The sequence below is a fragment of the Providencia sp. Me31A genome, assembly GCF_050487165.1.
GTDB lineage: Bacteria > Pseudomonadota > Gammaproteobacteria > Enterobacterales > Enterobacteriaceae > Providencia.
Genome location: NZ_JBKQGZ010000006.1, coordinates 172,537 through 184,053 on the forward strand (window position 1 = coordinate 172,537; position 11,517 = coordinate 184,053).

Consider the following 11,517-nt stretch of genomic DNA (forward strand, 5'->3'; position numbering starts at 1 on the left):
ACGAATTAATCTATTTAAACGATAAAAATAAAGAGGTCACTCATACCTCTTACTTGCAAATAATGTCTGGGGGCAAACTCATGGAGATGTTGTCGGGAGCTGAAATGGTCGTCAAGTCATTGATTGACCAAGGAGTAAAGCACGTGTTTGGTTATCCAGGCGGTGCAGTATTAGATATTTATGATGCGCTGCATACCGTTGGTGGGGTAGAACACATTTTAGTGCGTCATGAACAAGCCGCAGTACATATGGCCGACGGCTATGCACGTTCAACAGGGGATGTCGGCGTTGTGCTTGTTACATCAGGCCCTGGCGCAACGAATGCCATTACAGGTATTGCTACCGCCTATATGGATTCTGTTCCGATGGTGGTGCTCTCAGGGCAGGTTGCTAGCTCGCTAATTGGTAATGATGCTTTCCAAGAATGCGACATGGTTGGGATTTCTCGACCAATAGTTAAGCACAGTTTTTTAATTAAAAGTGCGGAAGAAATTCCTGAAACCATCAAAAAAGCATTTTATATTGCAGCCAGCGGACGCCCTGGGCCTGTGGTGATCGATTTTCCAAAAGACACGGTTAACCCAGCTTTAAAGTTTGCTTATCGTTATCCCGATAACGTTTCTCTACGCTCTTATAACCCAACATTGCAAGGTCACAAAGGGCAAATCAAAAAAGCGTTATCCAAATTGATATCAGCGAAGAAACCGGTATTTTATATCGGTGGTGGGGCGATAAACGCCAACTGTTCGGCTGAACTTATTGAACTAGCAGAAAAACTACAATTACCTGTCGTATCAACGCTTATGGGATTAGGGGCTTTTCCTGAAACACATAAGCAGTCAGTTGGTATGCTTGGTATGCATGGCACTTATGAAGCGAATAAGGTTATGCATAATTCTGATGTTATTTTTGCGGTGGGGGTGCGCTTTGATGATCGTACAACCAATAATTTGGAAAAATATTGTCCAAACGCCACCGTCATTCAAATTGATGTGGACCCAACATCTATCTCAAAAACAGTCAATGCTGATATTCCTATTGTCGGTGACGCAAAACTGACATTAAAGCAAATGCTAGGTCAGCTAGACCAAGTGTCGTCTTCGCAAGATGTTCAAGCATTAAAAGAGTGGTGGAAAGATATTGAACAATGGCGAGCTAAACAATGTTTACGCTATGAAACTAATCAAGGCAAAATTAAACCACAGCAAGCGATTGAGACGATTTACCGTTTAACTCATGGTGAAGCTTATGTCACATCGGACGTCGGCCAGCACCAGATGTTTGCTGCATTATATTATCCTTTTGATAAGCCTCGTCATTGGATAAATTCAGGCGGTTTAGGCACGATGGGTTTTGGTTTGCCTGCGGCGCTAGGAGTGAAATTGGCGCATCCAAAAGCTACCGTTGTCTGTGTCACAGGTGATGGTAGTATCCAAATGAATATCCAAGAGCTTTCAACTGCTCTGCAATATAATTTGCCGGTATTGGTTCTGAACTTAAATAATGGCTTTTTAGGGATGGTGAAACAATGGCAGGATATGATTTATCAAGGCCGCCATTCTCAATCTTATATGCAGTCGTTACCTAATTTTATTAAATTAGCTGAAGCCTATGGTCATGTAGGGATTTCTATTGCTTCACCTGATGAGCTGGAAGCAAAATTAAAACAAGCCCTTGTTGAAGTGAATGAAAATCAACGATTGGTATTTGTTGACATTAATATTGATGAAACCGAGCACGTCTATCCAATGCAAATCCGTGGTGGGGCAATGGATGAAATGTGGCTGAGCAAAACAGAGAGGACCTGATCATGCGTCGTATTTTATCCGTTTTATTAGAAAATGAATCAGGTGCTTTGTCCCGCGTCATAGGTCTGTTTTCTCAGCGCGGTTATAATATTGAAAGCTTAACCGTTGCACCGACCGATGATCCTACTTTGTCACGCATGACTATCCAGACTAAAGGCGATGCAAAGGTACTTGAGCAAATTGAAAAGCAGCTGCATAAACTCGTGGATGTTTTAAGAGTGAGCGAGTTGACCGCATCTGCTCATATTGAGCGTGAGGTCATGTTAGTGAAGTTGCAAGCTTCAGGATATGGCCGTGATGAAGTGAAACGTTGTGCGGATATTTTTCGTGGGCAAATCGTTGATGTTACGCCAACGCTTTACACCGTTCAGCTAGCAGGAACAAGCGATAAACTCGATGCTTTCATTGAATCTGTACGTGGCGTTGCTGAAATTGTTGAAGTGGTACGCTCAGGGATCGTCGGTGTTTCGCGTGGGGATAAAATTATGCGATGAAAAATTTATCTTCAGAAGGTAGAATACTCACGCTTAAGGCCCTGAAATAGTCAGGGCTGTTTCCAATATTATAAAGAGGTTAACGTGAAACTGGATGAGATAGCCCGTTTAGCGGGTGTTTCCCGCACAACGGCTAGTTATGTGATCAACGGCAAGGCCAAGCAGTATCGAGTCAGCGATAAAACTGTAGAAAAAGTGATGGCAGTCGTCAGAGAGCACAATTACCATCCAAATGCAGTTGCTGCGGGGTTACGTGCGGGTCGTACGCGTTCTATTGGACTCGTGATCCCTGATCTGGAAAATACCAGCTATACCCGTATAGCAAATTACCTTGAAAGGCAAGCTCGCCAGCGTGGCTACCAGTTGTTAATCGCATGCTCAGAAGATCAACCTGACAACGAAATTCGCTGCGTTGAGCACTTACTACAGCGGCAAGTTGATGCCATTATTGTTTCAACGGCATTACCACCAGAGCACCCGTTTTATCAGCGTTGGGCAAACCGTTCTTTACCTATCATTGCACTAGATAGGGCGCTAGAAAAAGAGCATTTCATTAGCGTTGTTGGTGATGACCAAGAAGATGCTTTCATGATTTCAGCTGAATTACGTAAATTCAAAGCAGAATCGGTACTGTACCTAGGGGCATTGCCTGAATTATCTGTAAGCTATTTACGTGAACAAGGTTTCCGTAGTGCGTGGAATGAAGACCCTCGCGAAGTGAAATATTTATATGCAAATAGTTATGAACGCGACTGTGCAGCGGAAGTCTTTGCAAACTGGCTTGATAATGGCAACCAGATGCCCGATGCATTATTCACAACGTCATTTGCGTTACTTCAAGGTGTGCTCGATGTGGCCTTAAAACGTAGCGGTCGTTTGCCAGAGCACATGGTTATTGCCACATTTGGTGATAATGAACTACTCGATTTTCTAGGTTGTCCTGTACTTTCTCTTGCACAGCGTCACAGAGATATTGCAGAACGTATTTTGGAGCTCGTATTAGCTAGCCTAGATGAAAAGCAAAAGCCCGAGCCAGGTGTTACTCGTATTCGTCGTGATTTATGTCGCCGTGGAAGTTTAGGTCGGAAACAGCAATAAATAGACTTAACTTTAGTCGAACAGTTAAGGATTATTCGATAATGAGTGATGTTGATCACAATAATGAGTAAAATAGCGGCCCCTACTTTGTAGGGGTCTTTTTTTTATATGCTAAAAATAGGTAAATATTTAACTTTAGGAATTATCTTAAAATATTTTTTATCACTTTTAGAACGAAAGCTAAATTAGGCAATTAAATTAACTCAAATTAATTTTAGTGATGTAAACAATTTGTGCGATAAATATTTTATATTTAATACTGTTTATTAAAACAGTTGTTTATCGATATGAAATATAATGGTTTTATTTTTTTATAAGGTAGTTTTTACCCATGTTAAATATTAATAGTTATTTGATAACCAACTAAGAGTAAAAAATAGATACAAATTATATAGGTTAAAAATGAGACACAGATTCGATTTGTCGTGATTTGTATGATTTTTCGGCAATTCATCAAGATTCAGCTTATTTATACTGTATCAATAAAATAAATCAATTATATCAAGTTGTTATTTCTAATTTTCTTATCGAGTCAGATTTTGCCCGTTCTTATTTTTTCTGAATTGTTCTGTAAATAAAACTAAAGCTGGGTGTGACTGGCTTGACAACGTTTTCATACCATTCGTAAACTTTATATGTGGTGAATTGTGGGGTAAAGTGGGTGAATGGGAAATGAAAGGGGTTTAATCAGGTATGTTTCGTGGGGCAACACTGGTTAATCTCGACAGCAAAGGGCGTTTAACCGTGCCTACTCGTTACCGAGGTATGCTGAGCGAGGAATCGAAAGGACAAATGGTCTGCACCATTGACCTTCACCAGCCATGCCTATTGCTTTATACCCTACCTGAATGGGAAATCATCGAAGAAAAACTATCTCGTTTATCGACCATGAATGTTGCAGAACGACGCGTACAAAGGCTTTTACTTGGTCATGCCAGTGAATGCCAGATGGATAATGCAGGACGTCTTTTGTTAGCCAGCACATTGCGTCAACACGCAGGGCTAACCAAAGAGGTCATGTTGGTTGGCCAAATTAATAAATTTGAACTTTGGGATGAACAGACTTGGTATCAGCAAGTGGAAGACGATATTGCCGCTGAGCGTCTTACCAATGAACCACTTTCAGCCCGCTTACAGGATTTGTCACTATAACAATGACGCAACAGCAATTTAAGCATGTAACAGTATTATTGGATGAAGCCGTAAATGGCTTGAATATCCAACCTAATGGGATCTACATCGATGGCACATTTGGTCGTGGTGGTCACTCTCGGCTGATTTTAAGTCAGCTTGGCGAAAATGGCCGTTTAATCGCTATAGACCGTGATCCTGAAGCGATAAAAGCGGCACAAGCCATCAAAGATCCACGTTTTATGATCAAGCATGGCCCATTCTCAGCAATTGCTGAGTATATGGAAGAAGAAGGGCTTGTTGGTAAAATTGATGGCGTATTGCTGGATTTGGGCGTCTCTTCACCGCAACTTGATGACCCAGAACGTGGTTTTTCATTTATGCGTGATGGACCATTGGATATGAGAATGGACCCAACGAGAGGGCAGTCGGCACAGCAATGGCTAATGAACGCAGATGCGGATGACATCGCTTGGGTATTGAAAACGTTTGGTGAAGAGCGTTTTGCTAAACGTATTGCAAGGGCCATTGTGGAGCGTAATCATAATCCAGAAGAAGAGCCGTTAACACGTACTCGCCATCTTGCTGAATTGATTGCAAAAGTCAGCCCGATGAAAGACAGACATAAACATCCTGCAACGCGAAGTTTCCAAGCTATCCGCATTTATATTAATAGCGAGCTAGAAGAAATTGAACAAGCGCTGGTAGGAGCAATGAATGTGCTGGCACCGCAAGGGCGTTTATCGGTGATCAGCTTCCACTCTTTGGAAGACAGATTAGTTAAACAATTTATTCGTAAAAATAGTAAGGGACCAAGCGTTCCCGCAGGTATCCCTCTGACTGAAACACAAATTAGAGCATTAGGTGCTGCACAATTGCGTAACCTTGGGAAAATGAAACCATCGGAAAATGAAGTCGATGAAAACCCGCGCGCGCGTAGTTCAGTACTGCGTTTTGCAGAAAAGGCGGCGCAATAATGGTTCCTGAAAGACACAGCCTAGCTCGCGTTATTGGGCGTGACTTATTTCGCTACGGTATTGTTCCTTTGATTTTATTGGTAGCAATTATCATTAGTGCTGTATTTGTAGTGACCACTGCACATGAAACACGCTTATTAACCGCCGCAAAAGATAAGCTTTATGAAGAGAAAGACTCGCTGGATATTGAATGGCGTAATTTGATCCTCGAGGAGAACGCATTAGCCAGCCATAGCCGTATAGAGCGTATGTCGGTTGATAAATTACAAATGGTTCAAGTTGAGCCATCACAAGAAAAAATTATTGTTTCTAAGCAATAAAAAGGTTCCAAATGAAAGCACCAAAGACAGCGAAAAATAAGAAACAAGTAGAAAGCACCAGTTTTGTCCGCTGGCGCTTCATTTTGCTGTGCGGATGCATTGTCTTGGCATTAGCAGGGTTATTGATACGAGTTGCTTACTTGCAAATCATTGCACCAGAAAAATTGGTTAAAGAAGGGGACATGCGTTCGTTGAGAGTGCAAGAAGTTGCAACGGCGAGGGGCATGATCAGTGACCGAGAAGGTCGGCAGCTTGCAGTTAGTGTGCCTGTAAATGCGATTTGGGCAGATCCTAAAGAAGTATTTGAAAAAGGCAGCGTCAGTAATGATGAGCATTGGAAGGCCTTAGCAGATGCTCTGGAAATTCCATTAGAGCAAATCAGCAGTAAAATATCGGCTAACCCGCGTGGCCGTTTTGTGTATTTAGCGCGGCAAGTCAATCCATCGATTGGTGAGTATGTTAAAAAATTAAAAATACCGGGCATTTACTTGCGTAAAGAGTCTCGTCGTTATTATCCATCGGGTCCCGTTACAGCGCATTTATTAGGCGTTACGAATATCGATGGCGAAGGGATTGAAGGGGTTGAAAAAAGTTTTGACCGTTGGTTAAAAGGTGCTCCAGGTGAGCGTACCGTGCGTAAAGACCGTAATGGACGTGTTATTGAAACCATTTCGTCAGTAGATAGCCAAGCGGCGCACAACCTGACATTAAGTATTGATGAGCGTATTCAATCGATTGTTTATCGCGAACTTACCCGAGGCGTGCAGGAAAATAAAGCAGAATCAGGTATCGCTATTTTAGTTGATGTGAATACAGGGGAAATCTTAGCGATGGCAAACAGTCCATCCTATAACCCAAACAACTTAGCAGGCACTCCGATGGATGCGATGCGTAACCGAGCCATTACAGATATTTTCGAACCCGGTTCGACGGTAAAACCTATGGTGGTGATGAGTGCGCTCCATAACAAAATAGTGAAAGAAAACTCAGTGATTAATACCTACCCATACCGTATCAGTGGTCATGAAATTAAAGACGTTGCACGGTATGCGGAGCTAACAATTACAGGCATTTTACAGAAGTCGAGTAACGTGGGTGTTTCTAAACTGGCGTTAGCGATGCCTGCCACAGAGCTGGTGGATGTGTATAGCCGCTTTGGGTTTGGCAAGCCGACTAATCTGGGGTTAGTCGGGGAAAGTAGTGGCATCTTTCCGAGTAAAAAAACACGGTGGTCTGATTTAGAAAGGGCCACCTTTTCTTTTGGCTACGGGCAAATGATAACACCGTTACAGTTAGCGCGAGCCTATGCAACGATAGGAAGTTTCGGTATTTACCGGCCGCTATCCATCACTAAAGTTGATCCTCCAGTGCCAGGAACGCGTGTTTTTCCTGAGCCAATTATGCGCACCGTTGTGCATATGATGGAGAGTGTTGCTCTACCCGGTGGTGGGGGAGCGCGAGCTGCGATTAAAGGCTATCGCATTGCAATTAAAACGGGAACCGCGAAGAAAGTCGGTCCTGAAGGGCGCTACGTAGAAAAATACCTTGCTTATGCCGCAGGGGTGGCGCCTGCAAGTAATCCACGCTATGCGCTGGTCGTGCTTATTAATGAGCCAAGTGCAGGTAAGTACTATGGGGGCGCTGTTTCAGCGCCCGTGTTTGGTTCAATTATGGGCGGGGTTTTACGCCTGATGAACATTGAGCCTGATGCATTACAACCTAACGAACAAAATGAAATCGTGAATAGTCAAAAAGAGGTTAAAAGTGGCAGATCGTAATCTTTGTGATCTCCTCGCACCCTTTGGTGTGAGCACAACTCCAGTCTCACTGCGTGAGATGACGCTAGACAGTCGAAAGGCTGCCGCGGGCGATCTGTTTATTGCCATCAAAGGCCATCAGTCAGATGGGCGACACTATATCCCTCAAGCCATTGCTCAAGGCGTTTCTGCGGTAATTGCGGAAGCACAAGGGGAAGCTTCTGAAGGTGAAATTCGTTTTACCCATGGCGTCCCCGTTATCTATTTGAATGACCTTAATAACCGTTTATCCGCACTGGCGGGTGAGTTTTATCACCAACCATCAGCAAAAATGAAACTCGTTGGTGTGACCGGAACAAACGGCAAAACCACCACAACGCAACTTATTGCTCAATGGGCGCAAGGACTAGGTGAAACGAGTGCGGTGATGGGAACGGTGGGGAATGGTTTATTAGGGCATGTTTCGCCGAGTGAAAACACCACAGGCTCTGCGGTAGATATTCAGCTTGAGTTAACTCAGTTACTCAATAAAAAAGCCACCTTAACCGCGATGGAAGTTTCCTCTCATGGATTAGTGCAAGGACGTGTGGCCGCGCTGCAATTTGATGCTGCGGTATTCACCAATTTAAGCCGTGATCACCTTGACTATCATGGTGATATGGAAAGTTACGAAGCCGCAAAATGGCTATTATTTTCTACGCATAATACAAAATCACAAATCATCAATGCGGATGATTCGATTGGCTTGAAATGGTTGCAGAGGTTGCCACAAGCGTGTGCGGTGACAATGGAAAATCGCATTCCTGAGAATTGGCAAGGCCCTTGGTTAAAAACCACTGAAGTGGAATACCACGATAAAGGTGCCACTATTCATTTTGACTCCTCGTGGGGCAATGGGGTTTTCGAAAGTCCACTAATGGGGGCTTTCAATGTCAGTAATTTATTAGTGGCGATGGCAACGTTATTAATGATGGACTACCCACTCGAACAATTATTAGCATCGACATCGTCTCTTTCCCCTGTCTGTGGTCGAATGGAAGTCTTTAGCGCACCAAATAAGCCAACGGTAGTGGTTGATTATGCTCATACTCCTGATGCTTTAGAAAAAGCTTTAGCGGCAGCGCGTTTGCACTGTAAAGGACAATTATGGTGTGTGTTCGGCTGTGGTGGCGATCGTGATAAAGGCAAGCGCCCACTGATGGGGGCAGCCGCTGAAGAATATGCAGATAAAGTGGTTATTACCGATGACAACCCTCGCAGTGAAGATCCCCTTGATATTATAAACGATATTATGGCGGGCTTATTGGATTCCAGCCGTGCATTAGCCATTCCGGGGAGACCTGAAGCGGTCACTAATACGATTTTGCAGGCATCTGCTGATGATGTGATTGTGATTGCAGGTAAAGGTCATGAAGATTATCAAATTATTGGACAGCGTAAGTTAGATTACTCCGACCGTCTTACTGTGGCTCGTTTATTGGGGGTAATCGCATGATCCCATTAACCCTTGCACAATTAGCGCAAATTACAGCAGGACAGATTGAATGCACGGCTGACACCGCATTGTTGCTGAGTTCGGTCAGCACGGATAGCCGTAAAATTGCCGAAAATGGTTTATTTATCGCCTTAAAAGGTGAGCGCTTTGATGCTCATGATTTCGCACAGGAAGTGGTTGTTGCGGGAGCTAAGGCTTTATTGGTCGAGCGCAAACTGGATGTAGATTGTCCACAAGTGGTGGTTCAAGACTCGCGTATTGCGATGGGGCAGTTAGCCGCGTGGGTGCGTCAGCAGAGCCGAGCCCGAGTGGTTGGCTTGACGGGGTCGTCAGGTAAAACATCGGTAAAGGAAATGACGGCATCTATTTTATCTGAGCGTGGCAAAACCCTATATACGGCAGGTAATCTGAATAATGATATTGGTGTGCCATTAACCTTGTTTCGCTTAACTGATGAATACGATTTTGCTGTCGTCGAGATGGGCGCAAATCACCCTAATGAAATTGCCTACACAACTCATATTGTGAAGCCTGAAGCGGCTTTGGTGAATAATTTATTCGGTGCACATCTAGCGGGTTTTGGTTCACCAGAAGGGGTAGCGAAAGCCAAAGGCGAAATTTATCAAGGCTTATCAGAAGAAGGCACTGCGATTGTTAATCTAGATAGCTACAGTGAAAAATGGCAATTCCAACCGCGTCAGACGGTTTGGTATTACTCATTGACCTCACAGGCTAAAGCTGATTTCTACCCTTCTGATATTCAAGTGAAACAGCTGACAACGGATTTTGTGTTACACACTCCTGCTGGGCGTGTTGATATCACTTTACCATTACCGGGACTTCATAATATTGCCAATGTATTAGCGGCAAGTGCATTGGCGATTTCAGTCGGTGCGAGTCTTGAAGATATCAAAAATGGTTTAGCAAAAACCCAAGCGGTACCGGGGCGTTTATATCCGGTGCGTCTGAGTGAGCACAAAGTGGTATTAGACGATACCTATAATGCCAATGATGGGTCAATGATTGCGGCTATCAACGTGTTAGCCAAAATGCCGGGCTATCGCATTCTTGTTGTGGGGGATATGGGTGAACTAGGGGATTACGCTCATGACTGTCACCAACGTGTCGGTATCGCTGCGAAGCAAGCAGGTCTAGATAAAGTGTTAAGTGTTGGTCAGTTAAGTGAGCTGATCAGCCAATTTAGTGAATGTGGTGAGCACTTCACTGTGAAAGCAGATTTATTAACCCGACTAATTCCGCTAGCACAGCAGAATGATGTTGTTTCTATTTTAGTTAAAGGTTCACGCAGCTCCGCAATGGAAGATGTCGTGAATGCATTGAAGGAGTGCTTTGAATGTTAGTCTGGCTTGCCGAAATGTTGGTCCACAAGTTTTCCGTGCTAAACGTCTTTTCTTATCTGACGTTTAGAGCCATTGTCGGTTTGCTGACAGCACTTGCTATTGCGTTATGGATGGGGCCGCATCTGATTACTTATTTACAAAAAATGCAGATTGGGCAAGTGGTACGCAATGAAGGGCCAGAGTCGCATTATAGTAAACGCGGTACGCCAACAATGGGCGGTTTATTGATCCTATTCTCAATTACTGTTTCAACCTTGTTATGGGCTCGCTTAGATAACCCTTATGTTTGGTGTGTATTACTGGTGTTAATCGGTTATGGCATCGTGGGCTTTGTTGATGACTATCGCAAAGTTGTACGCAAAGATACTCGAGGCTTAATTGCGCGTTGGAAATACTTTTGGCAGTCAGTGATTGCATTAATTGTGGCATTTTCTATGTACGCCATTGGTAAAGATACTCCTGCGACACAACTGGTCGTGCCATTTTTCAAAGATGTCATGCCACAACTGGGTATGTTGTACATTTTACTGACTTATTTTGTGATTGTAGGAACCAGTAACGCCGTTAATTTAACGGATGGCTTGGATGGTTTAGCTATCATGCCAACGGTCTTTGTTGCTGCTGGCTTCGCATTAGTCGCTTGGGCGACAGGTAACGTCAATTTTGCGAGTTACTTGCATATTCCATTCTTACCTCACGCAGGGGAATTGGTGATCGTTTGTACCACGATAGTGGGTGCAGGGTTAGGGTTCTTATGGTTTAACACCTATCCTGCGCAAGTCTTCATGGGAGATGTTGGCTCGTTAGCGCTGGGTGGCGCGTTGGGAACTATCGCGGTATTACTACGCCAAGAGTTTTTATTAGTGATTATGGGCGGTGTTTTCGTGGTTGAAACACTGTCGGTTATCTTGCAGGTCGGTTCATTTAAATTGCGCGGACAGCGTATTTTCCGCATGGCACCAATTCACCACCATTATGAGTTGAAGGGCTGGCCTGAACCACGAGTGATCGTGCGTTTCTGGATTATCTCGCTAATGTTAGTCCTAATTGGACTGGCAACCTTGAAGGTACGTTAA

At 43.8% G+C, this 11,517-nt stretch carries 10 protein-coding genes; all 10 read left to right on the forward strand.

Annotated features, from left to right (window positions below):
* Positions 1–80 precede the first annotated feature (80 nt).
* Positions 81–1,808: an acetolactate synthase 3 large subunit gene (ilvI, locus tag ACLPIE_RS06835; RefSeq protein WP_430260774.1), complete on the forward strand. Its 1,728-nt coding sequence runs from the start codon at positions 81–83 to the stop codon at positions 1,806–1,808.
* A 2-nt stretch (positions 1,809–1,810) separates the two neighbouring features.
* The gene (ilvN, locus tag ACLPIE_RS06840; RefSeq protein ID WP_430260775.1) at positions 1,811–2,302 is read left to right on the forward strand and encodes an acetolactate synthase small subunit; all 492 of its coding nucleotides are present in this window, start codon (positions 1,811–1,813) and stop codon (positions 2,300–2,302) included.
* An 84-nt stretch (positions 2,303–2,386) separates the two neighbouring features.
* Positions 2,387–3,400, forward strand: coding sequence for a catabolite repressor/activator (gene cra / locus ACLPIE_RS06845; protein ID WP_430260776.1), 1,014 nt, complete (start codon positions 2,387–2,389; stop codon positions 3,398–3,400).
* A 693-nt stretch (positions 3,401–4,093) separates the two neighbouring features.
* Positions 4,094–4,552, forward strand: a complete 459-nt coding sequence (gene mraZ, locus ACLPIE_RS06850) for a division/cell wall cluster transcriptional repressor MraZ (RefSeq protein WP_430260777.1) — start codon at positions 4,094–4,096, stop codon at positions 4,550–4,552.
* A gap of 2 nt (positions 4,553–4,554) precedes the next feature.
* On the forward strand, positions 4,555–5,508 hold the full coding sequence (gene rsmH, locus ACLPIE_RS06855) for a 16S rRNA (cytosine(1402)-N(4))-methyltransferase RsmH (protein ID WP_430260778.1): 954 nt from the start codon (positions 4,555–4,557) through the stop codon (positions 5,506–5,508).
* On the forward strand, positions 5,508–5,828 hold the full coding sequence (gene ftsL, locus ACLPIE_RS06860; protein WP_430260779.1) for a cell division protein FtsL: 321 nt from the start codon (positions 5,508–5,510) through the stop codon (positions 5,826–5,828). The genes rsmH and ftsL overlap by 1 nt, the downstream gene beginning before the upstream one ends.
* A gap of 11 nt (positions 5,829–5,839) precedes the next feature.
* Positions 5,840–7,606 (forward strand): peptidoglycan glycosyltransferase FtsI, encoded by a 1,767-nt coding sequence (ftsI, locus tag ACLPIE_RS06865; RefSeq protein ID WP_430260780.1) that lies wholly within the window; start codon positions 5,840–5,842, stop codon positions 7,604–7,606.
* Positions 7,593–9,080 carry a UDP-N-acetylmuramoyl-L-alanyl-D-glutamate--2,6-diaminopimelate ligase gene (gene murE, locus ACLPIE_RS06870; RefSeq protein ID WP_430260781.1) on the forward strand — a complete coding sequence of 496 codons (1,488 nt, stop codon included), beginning with the start codon at positions 7,593–7,595 and terminating at the stop codon, positions 9,078–9,080. Before ftsI ends, murE begins: the two co-directional genes overlap by 14 nt.
* Positions 9,077–10,441: a UDP-N-acetylmuramoyl-tripeptide--D-alanyl-D-alanine ligase gene (murF, locus tag ACLPIE_RS06875; protein ID WP_430260782.1), complete on the forward strand. Its 1,365-nt coding sequence runs from the start codon at positions 9,077–9,079 to the stop codon at positions 10,439–10,441. The genes murE and murF overlap by 4 nt, the downstream gene beginning before the upstream one ends.
* A complete protein-coding gene (mraY, locus tag ACLPIE_RS06880; protein ID WP_430260783.1) occupies positions 10,435–11,517 on the forward strand; it encodes a phospho-N-acetylmuramoyl-pentapeptide-transferase in 1,083 nt (360 codons plus the stop codon). The genes murF and mraY overlap by 7 nt, the downstream gene beginning before the upstream one ends.

Bases quoted from the DNA above. Each gene is read 5' to 3' on its own strand.
- ilvN (WP_430260775.1), top strand. From the start codon at position 1,811: ATGCGTCGTATTTTATCCGTTTTATTAGAAAATGAATCAGGTGCTTTG.
- mraY (WP_430260783.1), top strand. From the start codon at position 10,435: ATGTTAGTCTGGCTTGCCGAAATGTTGGTCCACAAGTTTTCCGTGCTA.
- rsmH (WP_430260778.1), top strand. From the start codon at position 4,555: ATGACGCAACAGCAATTTAAGCATGTAACAGTATTATTGGATGAAGCC.
- ilvI (WP_430260774.1), top strand. From the start codon at position 81: ATGGAGATGTTGTCGGGAGCTGAAATGGTCGTCAAGTCATTGATTGAC.
- ftsL (WP_430260779.1), top strand. From the start codon at position 5,508: ATGGTTCCTGAAAGACACAGCCTAGCTCGCGTTATTGGGCGTGACTTA.
- mraZ (WP_430260777.1), top strand. From the start codon at position 4,094: ATGTTTCGTGGGGCAACACTGGTTAATCTCGACAGCAAAGGGCGTTTA.
- murF (WP_430260782.1), top strand. From the start codon at position 9,077: ATGATCCCATTAACCCTTGCACAATTAGCGCAAATTACAGCAGGACAG.
- ftsI (WP_430260780.1), top strand. From the start codon at position 5,840: ATGAAAGCACCAAAGACAGCGAAAAATAAGAAACAAGTAGAAAGCACC.